The sequence below is a fragment of the Streptomyces typhae genome (assembly GCF_009755605.1).
Lineage (GTDB): Bacteria > Actinomycetota > Actinomycetes > Streptomycetales > Streptomycetaceae > Streptomyces > Streptomyces typhae.
In genome coordinates, this window is the sequence record NZ_WPNZ01000005.1 from 38319 (window position 1) to 57232 (window position 18914).

Annotated in this window: 13 protein-coding genes and 2 pseudogenes; 9 read left to right on the forward strand and 6 right to left on the reverse strand. The window is 70.2% G+C overall.

Features of this window, described 5'->3' with window-relative positions:
- Nucleotides 1–25: 25 nt before the first annotated feature.
- A pseudogene (locus GPA10_RS10765) lies at nucleotides 26–343 on the reverse strand (alpha/beta hydrolase); the annotation flags it as partial.
- A 3-nt stretch (nucleotides 344–346) separates the two neighbouring features.
- On the opposite strand from GPA10_RS10765, the gene GPA10_RS10770 reads away from it, so the two are divergent.
- On the forward strand, nucleotides 347–1147 hold the full coding sequence (locus GPA10_RS10770; protein WP_058847065.1) for a bestrophin-like domain: 801 nt from the start codon (nucleotides 347–349) through the stop codon (nucleotides 1145–1147).
- A gap of 48 nt (nucleotides 1148–1195) precedes the next feature.
- Here GPA10_RS10770 and GPA10_RS42335 read toward each other — a convergent pair.
- Nucleotides 1196–1547, reverse strand: a pseudogene (locus tag GPA10_RS42335) (IS982 family transposase); the annotation flags it as partial.
- Nucleotides 1548–1601: 54 nt separating this feature from the next.
- Nucleotides 1602–2006: an SgcJ/EcaC family oxidoreductase gene (locus GPA10_RS10775; protein ID WP_343040650.1), complete on the reverse strand. Its 405-nt coding sequence runs from the start codon at nucleotides 2004–2006 to the stop codon at nucleotides 1602–1604.
- A 781-nt stretch (nucleotides 2007–2787) separates the two neighbouring features.
- Between GPA10_RS10775 and GPA10_RS43635 the strand changes: the two genes are divergently transcribed.
- The 3 genes from GPA10_RS43635 (at nucleotide 2788) to GPA10_RS10790 (ending at nucleotide 5564) form a co-directional block, all read left to right on the forward strand.
- Nucleotides 2788–2859 (forward strand): putative leader peptide, encoded by a 72-nt coding sequence (locus GPA10_RS43635; RefSeq protein WP_343040706.1) that lies wholly within the window; start codon nucleotides 2788–2790, stop codon nucleotides 2857–2859.
- Between the two features lie 77 nt (nucleotides 2860–2936).
- Nucleotides 2937–4172 carry an LLM class flavin-dependent oxidoreductase gene (locus tag GPA10_RS10785; protein WP_343040651.1) on the forward strand — a complete coding sequence of 412 codons (1236 nt, stop codon included), beginning with the start codon at nucleotides 2937–2939 and terminating at the stop codon, nucleotides 4170–4172.
- 21 nt (nucleotides 4173–4193) lie between these two features.
- Nucleotides 4194–5564: an NtaA/DmoA family FMN-dependent monooxygenase gene (locus GPA10_RS10790; protein ID WP_157165313.1), complete on the forward strand. Its 1371-nt coding sequence runs from the start codon at nucleotides 4194–4196 to the stop codon at nucleotides 5562–5564.
- 82 nt (nucleotides 5565–5646) lie between these two features.
- Here the strand turns inward: GPA10_RS10790 and metX are convergent, their stop codons facing one another.
- Entirely contained in the window at nucleotides 5647–6789 is a 1143-nt protein-coding gene (gene metX / locus GPA10_RS10795; RefSeq protein WP_425505718.1) for a homoserine O-acetyltransferase MetX, read from the reverse strand.
- Between the two features lie 5 nt (nucleotides 6790–6794).
- A complete protein-coding gene (locus GPA10_RS10800) occupies nucleotides 6795–8156 on the reverse strand; it encodes a bifunctional o-acetylhomoserine/o-acetylserine sulfhydrylase (RefSeq protein ID WP_157165314.1) in 1362 nt (453 codons plus the stop codon).
- Between the two features lie 465 nt (nucleotides 8157–8621).
- Between GPA10_RS10800 and GPA10_RS10805 the strand changes: the two genes are divergently transcribed.
- The 5 genes from GPA10_RS10805 (at nucleotide 8622) to GPA10_RS10825 (ending at nucleotide 15439) form a co-directional block, all read left to right on the forward strand.
- A complete protein-coding gene (locus GPA10_RS10805; protein ID WP_157165315.1) occupies nucleotides 8622–10046 on the forward strand; it encodes a CoA transferase in 1425 nt (474 codons plus the stop codon).
- 359 nt (nucleotides 10047–10405) lie between these two features.
- Nucleotides 10406–11188 (forward strand): glycoside hydrolase family 113 protein, encoded by a 783-nt coding sequence (locus GPA10_RS10810; protein WP_246259004.1) that lies wholly within the window; start codon nucleotides 10406–10408, stop codon nucleotides 11186–11188.
- A gap of 97 nt (nucleotides 11189–11285) precedes the next feature.
- Nucleotides 11286–12425 (forward strand): carboxylate-amine ligase, encoded by a 1140-nt coding sequence (locus GPA10_RS10815; protein ID WP_157165316.1) that lies wholly within the window; start codon nucleotides 11286–11288, stop codon nucleotides 12423–12425.
- Between the two features lie 304 nt (nucleotides 12426–12729).
- Entirely contained in the window at nucleotides 12730–13425 is a 696-nt protein-coding gene (locus GPA10_RS10820) for a HalD/BesD family halogenase (RefSeq protein ID WP_157165317.1), read from the forward strand.
- Between the two features lie 49 nt (nucleotides 13426–13474).
- A complete protein-coding gene (locus GPA10_RS10825) occupies nucleotides 13475–15439 on the forward strand; it encodes a pentapeptide repeat-containing protein (RefSeq protein ID WP_246259005.1) in 1965 nt (654 codons plus the stop codon).
- 137 nt (nucleotides 15440–15576) lie between these two features.
- Here the strand turns inward: GPA10_RS10825 and GPA10_RS10830 are convergent, their stop codons facing one another.
- Nucleotides 15577–18873, reverse strand: coding sequence for an nSTAND1 domain-containing NTPase (locus tag GPA10_RS10830; protein WP_343040653.1), 3297 nt, complete (start codon nucleotides 18871–18873; stop codon nucleotides 15577–15579).
- Between the last annotated feature and the right edge of the window lie 41 nt (nucleotides 18874–18914).

Below are 18914 nucleotides of genomic sequence, written 5' to 3' on the forward strand. Positions count from 1 at the left end.
CCGGAGTGTGGGCGGCGATGTGCGCGCCCTCGCCCGCCACGGTGGTCATGCCTGATCCGGTGAAGCGGCGGTGGAGCTCGGCGGCGCCCGACAGCGGGGTGGCCGCGTCATGTTCGTCGTGGACGAGCAGTACGGGCCGTGTAGGCGGCTGCGGCGTTCTCCGTCGTACGGGCTCCGTCGTACGGGCTCCGTCGTACGGGAGGCCGCGGCCTGGGCGAGGCGGTCCGGGCGGCAGGCGCGACACCGCGTACCTCGGCGGCGACACCGTGTACCTCGGCGGCCGCCGCCCGGGGAAGCCGCCTGGAGAAGCCGCCCGGGGAAGCCGCGCGGCGGGTGCGGCCACCCCGTGGTCCTCGTCATCGTCGTCGCAGTAGTGGCGCTGCTCGCGGGGCTCGCGGCCAACCGGTTCCTGCGGCCGAGGCTGCTCAACGAGGACGACGGTACGGGCATGGCCGTCAAGGACCTCGTCGGCCCGCTGCTGACCATGACCGTCCTGCTGCTCTCCTTCGTCCTGGTCACCGCCAACGGCTCCTACGGCAAGGCCGAGGTTGCCACGCGCGGCGAGGCCAGGGCCCTGGACCAGCTCGTGGAGACCGCCGAGTACGCGCCCCAGGCGCAGCGGACACGGACCCAGGCCGACGCTGTCTGCTACGCCCGCGCCGTACGGACCCAGGAATGGCCCGCCATGTCGGACGAGAAGGGATCGCCCGCTCCCAGCGTGTGGTCCACCGACTTGCGGCAGGTGTTCCGCACCCTGGAGGGCAAGCCGGTCTTCGGGATGCTCGCCGCGGCCGACCACAAGCGCTCCGAGGAGCGCGAGGAACGCCTCACCCAGGCGAGCGCGAGCATCCCCGGCGTCATCATGTGGTTCCTGCTCGCCACTCTCTTCATCACCGTGCTGGCCCTCGGTGTCTGCCTGCCCCGGAAGAACAACCGCGGCCAGCTGATCACGCTGACGGTGATCACCGCACTGCTCACGACCATGCTCGTCATCATCCGGGACGTCGACCGGCCCTTCGGCGGCATCATCAACATCTCCTCGACACCGATCAGCGAGGCGGAACGGCAGGCCACGCGCGACTACCTCGCCCACAGCCCGGCCGCGCGGATCCCCTGCGACGACAAGGGCAACCGCCGCGCCGTCTGAGCCGGCGTGCCCTGCTGGGGCTGCCGGCCGCCGGGACGTGTGACGGCCGCTCTGGTCGTTGTGCCAGACGACGGCGGTCAGGGCGGAGGTGTCGGTGGCCAGCAGCCGGGTGACGCGCCGCAGCAGTCCGGCGGCCTTGCGCAGCCGCTTGTCGTAGCCAGGCTGCTTGGGCAGGTACGGGAAGAGATGCCGCAGGTGGGAGTGGGCGTGCCGGAGCCACCTGGCCTCGGAGGTGAAGCCGGGCATGGCCTGCATCATCGCCAGCGTGACCAGTCCGGCGTCGGTGAGCCGCGGGCGATCCCCACGGTCGGTCGCCTCGGTGCCAGATGCGCAGACGCCTTCAGCAGGTCATCGGTTCTCGCAAGAGTGCGCTCGCGAGGGTGTCCAACTCTGTTGTCACGCACTGATGTTGAACGCCCTCGCCTCGTGCGTGCAGTCGTTCCGTCCGAATTGGTCAGTCGGCGACGACCTCCGTGTTCTGGCAGGCGGTCAGCAGCCATCGGTCGTCGTCCTGCTTGGTCATCACGTACAGCGGAGCACCCTCACTCTCGTCGTCCGGGGTCAGGTAGCGCTGACGAACCTTGACCGCGGCCACGTCGGGGCGGATGAAGAGCACGTGGACCACCTCGTAGCTGACCTTGCCGTCCCAGCCGGCTGCGGGGAGCACCTTCCGGGTGAACTCCGAGATCGCTTCGAGGCCGATGAGCACCTTGCCGTGGCGCGTGGTCCAGACCGCGTCGGGGTGGAAGAGGGCGAGGAATTCGTCGGGGTCCTTGTGCTGCTGGGAGTGCTCGACGGTTGCAACGACCTGCTCTATGGCTTCGATGTCTGCGGCGTACGCCGTGGAATCCGTGTTCACACGGACGATGGTGCTACCTCAAGCACGGTTGAGATCAAGAGAGGCGGCCACCCCACATTGCCACGGCCACTGCCCCCTTGGAATCGATCATCTGGGCCCACCGCTCTGCGTGAGACACGAGGCCTTCCGCGCCCAAGAGCCAGTGGTCCCCCCATAGCCCGCAGGAGCCCATAGAGGCCCACACATAGGAGCACGTGAGCCCACGGGGGACCCACAGACGGGAGCGGCGACCCCGCCCGGGGCGGGGGCCGACCCGGCACCGGAGCCACCCGGCAGTGGACGTGTCTTTCCCGGTGTGCTTTGATCCGGGCATGGAGACCACTGGCCCGGCACACACGGTGCTGCTCGACCCGTTCTGGGTGAGCCGCCGCGCCGACCAGTTCGACGAGGTCTGTCGCTGATCGCCGCTCCACGGCCCGCGATTTCGCCCTCCCGCTCTCCCACTCTCCTCTGTACGCAGCCTTCTGCCGCCCTCCGACAGCCGCTTTCCAGACGCAGCTGTGAGGTGCCAGCGTCGGCCCTGTCGTGAAGGAACCCCCCACATGAAGACGGTGCACTCCCCTCCGCCCGCCGCTGAGGACGCCGATAAGGGTGCGCGCACAAGGGCTACGGCTACGAGCCGAGACGTCTGCGCGGCCCTCGCCTGGCGGCTGGTACGACGGATCGGGACCCGTACGGTGACCGCCGGCCTGACCCTGGGCATCGGTGCCGCGCCGACGCGGACGACGCGACCGGCGCGGACGACTGGGAGGTGGGCCGGGTGACATGTGTCCTGCGTGCCGTGCGCCTCCACGGGCGGCCCCACATCGACCTCCAGCGCGTCGCCGGCGCCCTCTGTCGCCCCTGTTCCTGACCCGGTTCCCCCACGCCGTCCGCACCGCGCTTCGCGTGGGTCGGCGATCCCCTACGGACCTCCAGGAAGGCACCCTCGTGTCCGCAACTCCTTCTTCAACTCCTTCTTCAAGTCCCTCTTCCCCCCTGCACCTCGCCGTCGCCCTGGACGGCACGGGTTGGCACCCCGCCTCCTGGCGCGAGCAAGTCGCGCGCCCCCGGGACCTGTTCACCGCCGGATACTGGGCCGATCTGGTCGCAGAGGCCGAACGCGGCCTGCTCGACTTCGTCACCTTCGAGGACGGCCTCGGCCCGCAGTCCGCGCAGTACGGCGAGCCGGACAGCCGCACGGACCAGGTGCGCGGCCGTCTCGACGCCGTACTGACCGCCTCCCGCGTCGCCCCCCTCACCCGGCACATCGGCCTGGTGCCGACGGTGATAGCGACGTACACGGAGCCGTTCCACATCTCCAAGGCGATCGCCACCCTCGACTACGTCAGCGCAGGCCGGGCCGGCCTGCGCGTCCAGATCAGCGCCAGCCCGAACGAGGCCGACCACTTCGGCCGCCGTACCTTCCCGCCCATCAGCCTGCCGGAACTCCAGACCCCTGCCGTACAGGAGCGCCTCACCCCCCTGTTCGACGAGGCCGCCGACTACGTGGAAGTCGTACGGCGGCTGTGGGACAGCTGGGAGGACGACGCCGAGATACGGGACGTGGCCACCGGGCGCTTCATCGACCGGGGCAAGCTGCACCACATAGCCTTCGAAGGCGCGCAGTTCAGCGTCAAGGGCCCCTCCATCACCCCGCGCCCGCCCCAGGGCCAGCCGCTGGTCACCGCCCTCGCCCACCAGACCGTCCCCTACCGGCTCGTGGCCCGCCAGGCCGACATCGGCTACACCACCCCGCACGACGCAGACCAGGCCCGCGCGATCGTCGCCGAGATCCGCGCCGAGCAGGAGGCCGCCGGGCGAGCAGGCCGGCCTCTGCACGTCTTCGGGGATCTGGTGGTCTTCCTGGACGACGAACAGACCGCCGCGGAGGACCGCCGCGCACGCCTCGACGCCCTCGCCGGGGAGCCATACACCAGCGACGCCCGGATCTTCACCGGCACACCCACCCGACTGGCCGACCTGCTGCAGGAGTGGGCGGCCGAGGGACTGAGCGGCTTCCGGCTGCGGCCCGCCGTCGTCGGCCACGACCTGCCGGGCATCACCCGCGGCCTGGTCCCCGAACTCCAGCGCCGGGGCGTCTTCCGCACCGCCTACGAGGCCGACACCCTGCGCGGCCTCCTCGGCCTCGCCCGCCCCGCCAACCGCTACGCCGCGACCGCCTGAGCCGGAAGGACCGCACCCACCATGAGCAAGCCGCCGAAGCAGATCCACCTGGCCGCGCACTTCCCCGGCGTCAACAACACCACCGTGTGGAGCGACCCGAAGGCAGGCAGCCACATCGAGTTCAGCTCCTTCGTCCACTTCGCGCAGACCGCCGAACGCGCCAAGTTCGACTTCCTGTTCCTCGCCGAGGGTCTGCGACTGCGCGAACAGGGCGGCGAGATCTACGACTTGGACGTCGTCGGCCGCCCCGACACCTTCACGGTCCTCACCGCGCTCGCCGCCGTCACCGAGCGCCTAGGCCTGACCGGCACCATCAACTCCACCTTCAACGAGCCCTACGAGGTGGCCCGCCAGTTCGCGAGCCTCGACCACCTCTCCGGCGGCCGCTCCGCCTGGAACGTCGTCACCTCCTGGGACGCCTTCACCGGTGAGAACTTCCGCCGCGGCGGCTTCCTCCCGCAGGAGGAGCGCTACTCCCGGGCACAGGAGTTCCTGGCGACCGCGAACGAGCTGTTCGACTCCTGGCACGGCGACGAGATCCTCGCCGACAGGGACACCGGCGTCTTCCTGCGGGACGCGAAGGCCGGCTCCTTCGTCCACAGCGGGCAGCACTTCGACATCCACGGCCAGTTCAACGTCCCGCGCTCGCCGCAGGGCCGCCCCGTCGTCTTCCAGGCCGGTGACTCCGACAAGGGCCGTGAGTTCGCCGCCGCGTCCGCCGACGCCATCTTCAGCCGGCACGCCGCCCTGGAGGCGGGCAGAGCCTTCTACACGGACGTCAAGAAGCGGCTCGCCAAGTACGGCCGCCGCCCCGACCAGCTGCTGATCCTGCCCGCTGCGAGCTTCGCCCTCGCCGACACGGACGAAGAGGCCGGGGAACTGGCCAGGGAGGTGCGCCGCCAGCAGGTCAGTGGCGCCACCGCCCTCAAGCACCTGGAGTTCGTCTGGAACCGGGACCTGTCCTCCTACGACCCCGAGGGCCCGCTGCCCGACATCGACCCGGACGTCGGCGCCGACCACATCTCCCAGGGCCGCGCCCAGGTCCGCATGTACCGCGACCCGCTGGCCACTGCCCGCGAGTGGCGTGAACTTGCCGCCGCGAACAACTGGTCCATCCGCGACCTCGTCATCAACACCGGCAACCGCCAGACCTTCGTCGGCTCCCCGGCCACCATCGCCAAGGCCATCAACGACTACGTCCAGGCCGACGCCAGCGACGGCTTCATCCTCGTCCCGCACACCACACCCACCGGCCTGGACGACTTCGCCGACAAGGTCGTCCCGCTCCTCCAGGAACAGGGCGTGTTCCGTACCGAGTACGAGGGCACGACCCTCCGCGATCACCTCGGCCTCGCCCACCCCGACTCCGCAGACGACCGGGCGGTGTCGTGACGCTCCGGCCCCCCGCCCCGCCACCGTGCCGACAGCGGGGCGCCGACAGCGGGGGGCCGACAGCGGGGGAGGGGAGAAGGACCTAGCCGATGAGTTCGCCCACGAGCGCGGCGACCTGCTCCACTTCGATGAGGAAGCCGTCGTGACCGTACGGGGACTCGATCACCCGGACGTGATCCGCGTGGGGGAGTCCGGCCGCCAGCTCCGTCTGCTGGAGCAGCGGATAGAGGCGGTCGGAGTCGACGCCCGCCACGAGGGCCCTGGCCGTCACCCGGCTCAGGGCGGCCCGCGTACCGCCTCGGCCGCGGCCGATGTCGTGACTGTTCATGGCCTGTGCCAGCGTGACGTAGCTGCCCGCGTCGAAGCGGCGCTCCAGCTTGGCGGCGTGGTGGTCGAGATAGGACTCCACCTGGTACCGGCCGCCGTGCCAGGGGTCCTCCGTGCCCTGCGGGGCGCGGCCGAAGCGGCCCTGTAGCTCCCGTTCGCTGCGGTAGGTGACGTGGGCGAGACGACGGGCCAGGCCGAGTCCCGCGTGCGGGCCGAGTCCGGGTCCGGCGTCGTGGTAGTCGCCGCCGCGCCAGTGGGGGTCGCCGCGGATGGCGTGGAGCTGGATGTTCGCCCAGGCGATCTGCTCCGCGCTCGCCGCGGCCGCCGTGGCGAGCAGCAGGAGCGCCCGCGTCCGCCACGGATGCGTCACGGCCCATTCCAGAGCTCGCATGCCCCCCATCGAACCGCCGACGACCAGGGCCCAGCGGTCGATGCCCAGGGAGTCGGCGAGGCCTGCCTCGGCGGCCACCTGGTCACGTTGCGTCAGGTGGGGGAAGGCCCCGCCCCAGTGGCGTCCCTCGGGGGTGCGGGACGCCGGTCCCGTGCTGCCCTGGCAGCCGCCGAGCACGTTCGGAGCCACGACGAACCAGCGGTCCGTGTCGAGCGCGCGCCCGGCGCCGATGAGCCCGTCCCACCAGCCCGGGGTGGGGTGTCCGGGTGCGGCGGGGCCGACGACGTGGCTGTCGCCGGTCAGGGCGTGCAGGACGAGGACCGCGTTGGACCGGTCGGGAGCGAGCCGCCCCCACGTCTCGAACGCCAGCCGCACGCCCGGAAGTTCACCACCGGCTTCCAGCGGAAGCGGTGCGTCGCGCTCGTACCACTGACGGCGACCGGGCGGGTCCCCCTCCCGCCAGGCGCCGGAGGCCGGCGGGAGAGGGACCGCGGACGGTGTCAGCACGGTGTTCAGGACGCGGCCTTCGCCGCGCGGAAGCCTGCCTCCAGGTCCGCCTTGAGGTCGGCGAGGTTCTCGATGCCGACCGACAGGCGCACCAGGCCGGGGGAGGTGCCGGTGGCGGCCAGTTGCTCCTCGTCGAGCTGGCTGTGCGTCGTCGACGCCGGGTGGATGATGAGGCTGCGTACGTCACCGATGTTGGCGAGGTGGCTGAAGAGCTCCACGGCGTCCACGAACCGCCTGCCCGCCTCGACACCGTCCCGCAGTTCGAAGGAGACCACCGCGCCGGCGCCGTTCGGCAGGTACTTCCGCCCCGCTTCGTACCACTTGCTGGACTTGAGGCCCGGATAGTGGACGGCGGCGACCTCGTCCCGCTGCTCCAGCCACTCGGCCAGGGCGCGTGCGTTGCTGGAGTGCCGGTCGATCCGCAGGCTGAGCGTCTCGACGCCTTGCAGGAGCAGGAATGCGGAGTGTGGGGACAGGGCGGGCCCGAGGTCGCGCAGCAGTTGTACGCGGAGCTTGACGGCGAACGCCCCCGGACCCAGCGCGTCCCAGTACCGCAGCCCGTGGTAGCTGGGGTCGGGCTCGGTGAAGTCCGGGAACCGCTCGGCGTGCGCCCCGAAGTCGAAGGTTCCGCCGTCGACGACCACGCCCGCGACGGCCGTGCCGTGCCCGCCGAGGAACTTGGTCGCCGAGTGGACCACGATGTCCGCTCCGTGCTCGATGGGCCGCAGCAGATAGGGAGTCGGGATGGTGTTGTCCACGATCAGCGGCAGTCCGGCCGCGTGCGCCACGTCCGCGACCCCTCGTACGTCGAGCACGTCGCCACGGGGATTGCCGAGCGTCTCCGCGAACAGGGCCTTGGTGTCCGGCCGGATCGCCGCCCGCCACGCGTCGAGGTCGTCCGGGTCGTCCACGAACGACACCGTGACGCCGAGCCTCGGCAGCGTGTGCCGGAACAGGTTGTACGTGCCGCCGTACAACGACGTACTGGAGACGATGTGATCGCCGGAGCGCGCCAGCGTCAGGATCGCCAGGGTCTCCGCCGCCTGCCCGGAGGAGAGCGCCACAGCCGCGACCCCGCCCTCCAGGGCCGCGACGCGCTGCTCGAAGACGTCCTGGGTGGGGTTGTGGATACGGGTGTAGATGTTGCCGGGCTCGGCGAGCGCGAACAGGTCGGCGGCGTGCTGGGTGTCCCGGAACACGAACGACGTCGTCTGGTAGATCGGCGTCGCGCGGGCTCCGGTCGTCGGGTCGGGCACCGCCCCGGCGTGGACCTGCTTGGTCTCGAACGACCAGGCCGAGGTGTCGGGCCGGGCGGACGGCTCCTCAGGGGTGTGGCCGGCGGTGACGGAGTCGACGGGTTGGCTCATGGTGGTGCTCCCTTGCGCGGATGGCGGAGTTGTCCCGTGGTGCGTAGTTGTGCCGTGATGCGGAGTTGTCCCGTGATGCGGGGAACGGGGAAGCGCGAAAGAACCGCAGGGCTTCCTGCCGCGCCCGGGAATGCGGGCAGCGGTCAGCGGTCAGCCCTGTGAGGAGGGGAAGAGATGACCTGGTCAGTGCCGGAGCGCGGACTCAGCTCGCGGCAGGACAACCCATGGTGGTGACGCGCCCGTAGTCGACGTGGCGACGGGTCACGAGCAAGGTCATGGAGTCAGGTAACCATATGGGGATGGTCACGCACCAGCACACGGCAGTTGTCTCACGGCAGTTGTCTCACCGGCTGGAACGCACGTGCGTACATCCCCCCTGACACCACCCCTGATTCCGCGGGGGCTTCGTACGGGGGCAGGGTGCGCCTCTTTCCTTGGATGGCACGCGGTGCCATATTAGTAGGCATGGATTCTCCCATCTCCGCTGGGACGTCGCAGGCTTGGGTGGCACTGGGTGCCGACCCTTCGTTGCTCGACCGGGTGTCCTACGGCGGTCCGTCCGGAGGGCTGCCGGCGCGGCTGCCCGTCATGGAGCTGGCGCGGGCCACCGTCGCGGTGTGCTCGCTCGCGGCCGCCGAGCTCGCTTCCGTACGCATGGGACGCCGCCCGGTGCCCCGCGTGCGGGTCGATGACGGGGCGGTCACGACGGCGTTCCTCAGCGACCGGCTGGTGCGGGTCGACGGGCGGGCGTGGCCGGCCTTCTCGCCGCTGTCCCGGTTCTGGCGGGCGACCGACGGATGGGTTCGTACCCACGCCAACTACCCGCACCACCGGGCCCGATTGCTCGACGCTCTCGGGGTGCCGGGGAACGCCGCGAGCAGTGCGGAGGCGGTGGGCGCGGTGGCGCGGGCGATCGCGGGGCTCACCGCGCTGGAAGTGCAGGAGACCGTGTACGCGGCAGGCGGTTTGGCCGTCGCGGCACGCGGCCCCGGGGACTGGGCGAAGAGCGAGCAGGGGATCGCGACCGCGGGGCAGCCGCTGCTGACGGCGGCGCGCATCGACGATGCCCCGTACCGGATGATGCCCGGTGGTGCCGCACTGCCGTGCGCGGGGCTGCGCGTTCTGGATCTGACCCGAGTACTGGCGGGGCCGGTGGCCACCCGAACACTCGCGTTGCTCGGCGCCGACGTGCTGCGGATCGACGCCCCGCAGCTGCCGGAGAGTCAGGAGGCCCACAACGACACGGGAATGGGCAAGCGCTCGACCACTCTGAACCTGGAAGAGGCCACCGGCCGCAGGACCTTCGAGGAACTGCTCGAAGCGGCGGACGTGGTGGTCACCGGTTACCGGCCGGGTGCGCTGGAACGGTTCGGGCTGACGCCCGAGGCGCTCGCCGTACGCCGCCCAGGCCTCGTGATCGCCCAGCTCTCCGCGTGGGGCCGTTACGGACCGTGGAGCGAGCGGCGCGGCTTCGACAGCCTGGTCCAGGTCGCCACCGGCATCGCCGAGCTGGAGGGCTCACCGGACGCGCCCGGTACGCTGCCCGCCCAGGCGCTCGACCACGGCACCGGCTATCTGCTCGCGGCCGGTGTCCTGCGCGCGCTCACCGAGCAGCATCGCACGGGCGGCACCCGGCTGGTCCGCCTGGCCCTGGCACGGACCGCGCATTGGTTGGTCCACGAGCTGGCACCCGCTTCGGGTGAGGGTGAGGGTGGGGGTGGGGGTGAGGACGAGGGCTTCGACGCCGACCGTCGGCTGACCGAGACCGACAGCCCCATGGGTCGGCTGCGGTACGCGCTGCCACCGGTGTCCTACGACGGGGGCCCGGTGAACTGGGCCCGCCCGTCCGGGCTTTGGGGAACGGATGCCCCTGTCTGGGGCGGCGCCTGACGAATGCTGCCGGGACGGTGCGGGCGTCACGCCGCGGCAGTGCGGCGCGCTCGTCACGCCGCGGCGGTTGTGCGATGGGGCTGATCAGCGACCCAGGCGGAGCCGCGCCCGCCCCCATAGCATGGGTCTCGCTCCGACACCGCAGCGGCGGATCATCCACCGGGGCGGCTGCCCGGCCAAGACCTGAACGGGAGACGGAAGTGCGCGCACGGGGCATCAACTACGACACAGGGTTCCTCCCGGGGGAAGAACTCTCCCGCAAGAGCTTCACCCCTGAGACGGTCCGGCACGACATGGCGGTGATCTCCGGGGATCTCCGCTGTGACGCCGTTCGCGTCTCCGGACGAGAGCCTGAACGGTTGAGCATCGCTGCCCGGCACGCCGCGGACGCGGGCCTCGAGGTCTGGTTCGCCCCCTTTCCCGTGGACCTCCCCCATGACCAGTTGCTCCCGTACTTCGCCGACTGCGCCGCTCGGGCCGAAGCACTACGGGAGGGCGGCGCCGATGTGGTGTTCGTCGCCGGCTGCGAGATCAGCGCGTTCTGCGGCGGCTTCCTCCCGGGCGACACCTACGGCGACCGCATGCGGACCATGGCCGGCGCCGACATGGAGTGGTGGTCCGCCCTCGGACCGGTGCAAGAACGCCTCAACGACTTCCTCTCCCGGGCAGCCGTGACCGTCCGCAGCCACTTCGGCGGGCAGGTCACCTACGCCTCGGCCCCCTGGGAGGCCGTCGACTGGGGAGCGTTCGACTTCGTCGGCATAGACGCCTACCGGGCCGCCTACAACGCCGAAAGCTTCCGGCAGGAGCTGCGGGGGCACCTCGTCCACGGCAAGCCGGTCGCGGTGACCGAGTACGGAACCTGTGCGTACCGGGGGGCGGGAGAACGTGGTGGCATGGCCTGGCAGGTACCGCACGGCGCGGTCCCGGACGAGGACGAGCAGACGCGCTACCTGACCGAACTGCTGGACATCTTCGAGGACGAAGGCGTGGACACCGCGCTCTGGTTCACCTTCGCCGCCTACAGCAGACCCGGGGAGCAGGACCTCGGCTCCTACGGCGTCGTCCGGATGCTCGACGAGAGACGCTGGGAGCCGAAGAAGGTTTTCCACACGATGGCCGCCAGATACCGACGCGGCTGATTCTTCAGCCGTGGGGTGGTGCCGCCGGGTGACCTCCGATGGGCCGGTTGCCGGAGCTGACGGTGAGGGTTCCGCGGGCGCGGGGGAGTGTGGCCTGATGGAGGACACCAGCAGCAGGGCGGGTTCCGGGCGGCGTGCGCGGGCGGGCAATGGCGGCCGGCCGCCGACGGTGGGGGTGGAGGAGGAGCTCTTCCTGGTGGACCCTGGCAGCGGTGCCGTGGTGGACGCCGGCCCGCGGGTGGCCGCCCGTGCTGCGCGGGTGCTGGGGGATCTGGTGAGCGGGGAGTTCACCGGTCTGCAGATCGAGATCCGGACGCCGCCGTGCACGCGCATGGAGGAGCTGCACGGGCATCTGGTGCGGCTGCGTCAGGGGGTAGCTGCCTGCGCGGCGCAGGAGGGGCTGGGGGTGTGTCCTTCCGCGACGCCCGTGATCGGCGGGTTCCCGGTCCCGGTGAGCGCAGGCCCGCGGTACCGGGCCAGTGTGGACCTGTACCGGTCGCTGATGGACGACTTCGCGGTCTGCGCCATGCACGTCCACGTGTTCCTGCCGGACCGGGACGTGGCCGTGCGGGTCGGCAATCATCTGCGGGCGTGGCTGCCGCTGCTGGTGGAGATGACCGCGAACTCACCGTTCCACTCCGGGCGCGACACCGGCTACGCGAGCTGGCGCTCGGTGATCCGGCTGGGCCTGCCGATTCTGGGGCCGCCGCCGTACGCCGAGTCCTTCGAGGACTACCGGCGCACCGCCGCGGCACTGGCCGCGGCGGGAGCGATGCCCTTCGCCGATCTGCCGTTCTGGGACATCCGCCCGCACCCGCGCCTGCCGACCCTGGAAGTCAGATGCATGGACGTGCCCGCCGCGCCCGCTGACTCCGCAGCGGTGGCCGCTGTCGTCCGCGCCCTGGTGGTGACCTGTACGCGTCTGGTGGAAGGGGGCGACCACGGGCCGCGTCTGGGCGGTGAACTGCTGCGCGGGGCCTACTGGTACGGCACGCGTGACGGCTGGAGCGGCCAGGGCCTGGACGCGCTGTCCCGAGCGATGCTGCCGGCACCTGAACGCGCCCGGCGGCTGGTGGACCATATCGGCGGTGCACTGCAGGAACTGGGGGACCTGGAGAGGGTCGTCGCCTTCTTCGACCGCCTGGCCGCCCGCGGCACCGGCGCAGACCGCCAACGCGCGGCGCACCGTGCGGGCGGCCTGCCCCAGGTGGTCACCGACCTGAGCATCCGCCCCTGACACCGATACCAGACCCGCGGCAGCACCTGAACCCGCGCCGCGAGGGTGCCGTACGTGGGCGACGTCGGCCAGGGGAGCCCACGTCGGCAGAACGCGAGACGAGTGCGAGAGGACGGCGAGACGAGCGCGAGAGGAAGGCGAGAGAAACACGAGACGCAGAGGGCGTCCGCCTTCTGGAGCGAGCGTTCACCCGATCGGCGTAGCGGCCGCGCGGCCATCTCACCGTGCGGCGTACGGGCACCACCTGTCTCATGGAGGTATGCGAGATCTCAGCGCACCTGTACACCAAGCTGTTGAGGACCATGTGGCCTCGGAGGCGTTCCGCGCCGCGATACCCGCACTGCGCCAGAGCTACCAGCAGAGCGACTTCGCCGAGATACCTGCCTTCATGCCGGACGACGTCTTCCACAGCACCCTGCGGGAGCTCGAGGAACTGTTCCACCACCAGAGCCACCGCCGGGAGGTGCACATCGAGCAGAGCGGCGGCACCCCGCGCAGATTCAACACCCTCGCACGCGACGTCATCGCCCAGGGCAGCAGCGTCATCCCTGCGGTCTTCGCCTCACCCGCCATGCGCGCGGCGCTCGAGGAGATCGTGGGTGAGAAGGTCCTGCCGGTTCCCTACGAGCCGGAGCAGTACATCGCCACGCGGCTGCACGAGACGAGCGATGTGCACGGCTGGCACTGGGACGACTACACATGGGCGCTGGTATGGATCTTCAAAATGCCTGACGAGGGCCACGGCGGGAGCCTGGAGTACGTCAAGGACGTGCCGTGGGAGCCCGAGAACCCCCGGGTCGAGGAGTACGTGGCCACGGGCCCGGTGATCCGCAGGCACCCCGCCGCCGGCAGCGCCTACCTCCTCAAGGCGGGCAGCGCACTGCACCGGGTCTCACCGCTGTCCTGCGCGGCCGAGCGCATGATGGTCTGCTTCAGCTTCGCCAGCACGACCGACCTTGAAGACGAACGCAGCCACGAAAGCATCCAGGCCCTCTTCTGAATCCTCGCCCCGCGGCAACCCTCCTCAGTCTGACCGCGTCGATGAGGGCATGGCCACCATCACGGAGCTTGCGGCCCCTGACTACCCGTACTGCGGGTATGGCGCCTTGCCGGAGGGCGAGGATCTTGTGGGCTGTCGAGGGCGGCGCGTGTATGAGTCGTGTCTGGCGCATCTCGACGACATGGCTCTCCGTGCCTACCTGGCCTCCCTGCGTCCTGGCAGCGATCTCGACCACCGCGGTACCACTATCAGCGCGGCCTTGCTGGAACGTCTGCTGAGTGCCGTGCGCAACCCCGACACGGGGCGTCCCTCTCTGGGAGCCGCGCGTTTTGACGGGGCGGTGTTCGATGGCGGCGCTCGGTTCGGCGGAGCGACCTTCACGGACCGCGCCGAGTTCAACGGAGTGAACTTCCGGGGCCTTGCCGAGTTCACGTCGACCTTTCAGCGCGAGGCCGGATTCGCCAGGGCAACCTTCCACGGCCCGGCCGCCTTCGGAGGAGCGACCTTCGCACGCGACGCCGAGTTCGATGGGGCTGCCTTCACGGACAGCGCCAGGTTCACATGGGTGACCTTCAAGGCGGCGGCCACCTTCGACGGGGCGGTCTTCCGTGGTGACGCTGCCTTCGGCGGAGCGACATTCCGCAGTGTCACCGACTTCGGCGGAGTGGGCTTTGCCCACGACGCCTGGTTCGACGGGGCGGTCTTCCACGGTGTCACAGGGTTCGCCGGGGCGACCTTTGAGGGAATCGCAGGGTTCGCCGGGGCGGCCTTGAAGGGCGATGCCAGGTTCGGCGGAACCACGTTCGCGGACAGTGCCAGGTTCGCCGGGGCCGCGTTCACGGGTAACGCAAGCTTCCGCGGTGCGACGTTCTCCCGGGGAGCGTGGTTCGACGGGACGGTCTTCCAGGGTGCCGCCGACTTCGCTGGTGCGGTCTTCGAACGCGCCTCCATGGTCGGACCGCTGGCATGTCGAGGGACGGTGGACATCTCACGGGCGGTTTTCGCCGGCGCGGTGACGTTGGAGATCGCGGCAAGCAGGGTGGAATGCTGGCGCACGCGGTGGACTTCCACGGCCGTGCTGCGACTGCGGCACGCGGCAGTGGGCCTCAGCGGCGCCGTGCTGGAAACTCCGGTGAGTGTCGCCGCCCACCCCCTGCCCTTCGCCCGGCGGGACGGTGCGCCACTGGACGAGTCCGCGATCGCGCGGCGCCCGGTGCGGATACTGGGCCTGCTGGGGACAGATGCCTCGCACCTGACACTCAGAGATGTCGACCTCACCACATGCCGGGTCGTCGGCACCTTCCATCTGGACCAGTTGCGTCTGCACGGTCGCTGTCCCCTGGCCACTGCCCCGACGGGGGCCCGCCGTCGGGGCGTGATGCCCCTGCGGCACACCACCCGTCAGACCCTGGTCGAAGAACACCACTGGCGCGCAGCCCGCGGACGCGCCGGGGAAGGCTGGACACCGGCCCCCACCGGCCACGCTCCGCTGCAGCCTGCCGCCTTGGCGCCGGTCTACCGAGAACTGCGTAAGGCATTCGAGGACAGCAAGAACGAGCCCGGGGCAGCGGACTTCTACTACGGCGAGATGGAAATGCGCCGCCACGACACAGACACTCCTCCGGCCGAGCGGTTCCTGCTCTGGCTGTACTGGGCGGCCTCCGGTTACGGGCTGCGGGCTTCCCGGGCCTTGGGCTGGTTGCTGGCCGCCATGACCACCACCGTCGTGCTGATGATCGGCTTCGGACTGCCGGACACACCGGCCGAGGCCTTTCCACCCGGCGCCAGAGTCATCGGCAAGCAGAACCCGAAGCTGCACGCAGCCTTCACCGACCGCTTCACCGCCGCCCGTGCACAAAAGGCTGCCGACGTCGTCGTCAACTCCGTCATCTTCCGCTCCAGCGGCCAGGACTTGACCACCACCGGTCGCTACACGGAGATGGCCTCCCGATTGACCGAACCCGCCCTGCTCGCCCTGGCACTTCTCGCCGTCCGCGGCCGTGTGAAGCGATAAGGGATCGACCACCTGTGACGCTCAACCGAGGCATCTCGCATCCTGCACAAGAACCGACCGGCTGGCTCCAGCCGGTCCGTCATTCTGCTCCCACAGGCATCAAGGCCCGAATCGCTACGCGTCAACGCCCGGTGCTTCTACGCGGTGCACGCGGGTCGAGCAGGGCTCTCGGGCAGGTAGGTGGCGCGTTCGGTGCGGGTGAGGTTGCGGTGGATGGCGTTGCAGATCTTGCGTACGGACCGGGAGAGGGTGGGCAGATCGGTCCTCCAGTGCTGTGCCTTGCCTTCCCCTGCGACGCTCAGCGTCCGTCCATCCGGATGGAACGCCACCGCGGTGGCCTCTGCACTGTTGATGGGGTAGGTGGCGCGGGGGATGCCCAGTTCCGTGTCCCACAGCCGTAGGGACTTGTCGTCGGCGGTGGTTGCCACGGTTCGTCCGTCGGGGCTGAATGCCGTGGCTGTCACGTTGCCGGTGTGGCCGGTGAGAGAGGCACGTTGTGTGCCTGAGGCCGTGTTCCACAGGCGCAGGGTCTTGTCGAATACGGCGGTGGCGAGGGTCCGCCCGTCGGGGCTGAACATCAAGAGCGCCACGGGGCGGGGGAGACCGGTGAGCGTTTCCTTGACTTGGGCATGGCCCGTGTCCCATAGGCGTACGGTTGTGTCGTCGGCGCTGGTGGCCAGGGTCTTCCCGTCGGGGCTGAACGCTACGGCGCGCACCCTTCCGATGTGGCCGGTGAGGGAGGCACGGGGCTTGCCCGATGCCGCATCCCACAGATGCACCGTGCTTTCGTCGCCGTACCGGCCGGCGGTTGCCAGGGTCTGGCCGTCCGGGCTGATCACAGTCGTATGGTCAGTGGGGTGACCGGCGCGCACCGTGCGCTCGCCGCGCGTTGTGATGTCCCAAAGACGGGCCGTTTCATCCGCGCTGCCAGTGGCAAGAGTCCGCCCGTCAGGGCCGAAAGCCAGATCCAGGATCATATCGGTGTGCCCGGGGAGGGTCTCCCGTACCGTGCCTGAGGCTGTGTCCCATAGGCGCACCACCCCGACGAAGTCGCCAGTAGCCATGGTTCGTCCGTCCGGGCTGAAGGCTGCCGTATCCGTCCGCTCGGTGATGTGGGTGCGTGCCTTGCCCGAAGCCACGTCCCATAAGCGCAGCGTATTGTCGTCGTCGCCGGTGGCCAAGGCCAGACCGTCGGGACTGAAGACAAGCCCCGTCACGCTGCCGGTGTGACCGTTCAGGACTGTGCGGGTCGTGCCCCTGGCGGCATTCCACAGGAGAACTTTCCCATCGCCACCGCCAGTGGCCAGGGTCCGACCGTCGGGGCTGAACTCCAACTCCGCGATCCCTCCAGTGTGGCCGGTGAGGGCGGAGCGTGACTCGCCCGATGCCACGTCCCACAGCCGGACAACACTGGCAGCGTCACTGCTGGCCACTATTTTGCTGTCCGGGCTGAACGCCACGTGGCCACTCATACCTTCGGCTGCAGTTATAGAGGCGTATGCCTTACCGTTCGCCGTGTTCCACAGCCGTACGGCCCCTTCGTCTCCTCCGGTAGCCAGGGTCCTTCCATCCGGGCTGAAAACCACTGAAGAAACTTCGTCGGCATGTCCCGAAAGACGGTGCCGTATCGGCAAGCCCGCAGCGGAGTAGAGGCTGGAGGCTGCCTCTGGTGTGGGGGAGGTCCGGTGGGCGTGGATGGCCAGCAGCGAGCCCAGGTCCGGATCGCTTGTGAGCAGGGCATCGGATCGGGCGGCCAGTTGCCTGGACTGTGCTACGCGCTGCGCTTCGAGGGCTCGGTCGCTTTGCCGGTCGCTGGTCCGGGACTGCTGCCAGGCCAGCACTCCGGCGGTCAGGGCGAGGACGAGGAGTACGGACACGGCTCCTGCGAAGCGGCGCAGTCGTCGGGTGTTGCGGTGTTCGGCTTGCTGTTCCTGGTGGCGGGCTGTGGTGCTGGCGTTGAGGAAGGCGCGTTCGGTGCTGATGAGTTCGGGGTGATGGTGGGCTTGGGGGAAGTGTTCCTGGGTAGTGGCGAGGCGGGTGCCGCGGTAGAGGGCTCCGGGGTCCTGGTCGAGTTCCTGCCAGGTGCGGGCGGCTTCGGTGAGCCGGCGGTGGCAGCGCAGGCGTTCGCGGCTTTCCTCGATCCAGCCATGCAGGCGCGGCCAGCCGGTGATAAGGGCTTCGTGCGCGATGTCGACCGTGCCGTCGTCAAGGGTGATCAGGCGGGCGCGGGCCAACTTGTCCAGCACCTGATCGATGTCGCCGGAATCGGTGGTCAGGCCGAACTCGGAGCGGGAGGCGGGGCGACGGGTGTCCGGAGTTCCCTCTCCTGGAGTGATGAGCCTGAGCAGCAGCAGCCGGGCCAGCTGTCTCTGGGGTGCGGTCAGCTGTGTGTGGAGAGACTCGGCGGTATGGGCGATCGCTCCGTGCAGCCCTCCGGCCGCCTCGTATGCCTCCACCGTCAGAACCCGTCCGCGGCGTCGCAGCCAGGTCTCCAGCAAGACATGGGACAGCAGCGGCAAGCTGCCGGGTTCGTCCTTGACCTCGTCGATGAGCCGGGCAGACAGTTTGCGCTCCACCATCAGTCCTGCTGTCTGTGCGGGCCGGACGATCGCGTCGTTCAGTTCGGCCGGGCTCATCGGGCCGACGAGCAAGGTGCAGTCGGGCAAGGTGTCGGCCAGGGCCCGGTGTTCGGCGCAGCGGCCGTAGAAGTCGGCGCGTACGGCGATCAGGACGCGCAGTCCGCTGCCCGGGTCGCGCGCGGTGAGCAGTCGGTCGATGAACTCCGCTCGTTCATCCGGGCTACGGCAGAGGGTGAAGATCTCCTCGAACTGGTCAACGACGACGACGGTCTCGGCATCCTCTTCGGCCGCTTTCAGGGCCGCGACATGAGTGGCAAGAGGCCGTTCCCCGGGGGTGAGAATCCTGATCGCTGCCAGGTTCCGGCCTCCGGACCGCAGGGCGGGGGTCAGTCCGGCGCGCAACAGGGAGGACTTCCCGCTGCCGGACGGGCCGACAACCGCGGCGAAACGGCGCTCGTCCAGCAGCGCCTTCGCCCTCGCCACCAAGGCGTCGCGGCCGAAGAACTTGTGGTGGTCGTCCGGCTCGAAGCGGGCCAGACCCTGGTAGGGAGAGGGGAGCCCGTCATCACTGCGTTCAGCCGCCGCGACCGCGTCGCGGGCCTCTTTCCACCGGCGTTCCCACGCGACCGGATCCCCTCGGCAGGCGCGCACATAGGCCAAGGTGACAGTCAGGGACGGTAGTCGCGTGCCGGCGGCTGCCTGCGAGAGAACCGTCACGGAGTAGTGCGCGCTGCGCGCCATGGCCCGGTAAGTGAGGCCATCCGCCTCTTGGCGCAGCTTTCGCAGCTCGAACGCGAACCGCTCCACCGGGCCCGCGTGCGGATCAAGGGGCGCTTCCGGTCGGCCCTTGGGCACGGCTCCCCCCTCGGGCCGTTCGGCTGCCTCAACTCGGCCCA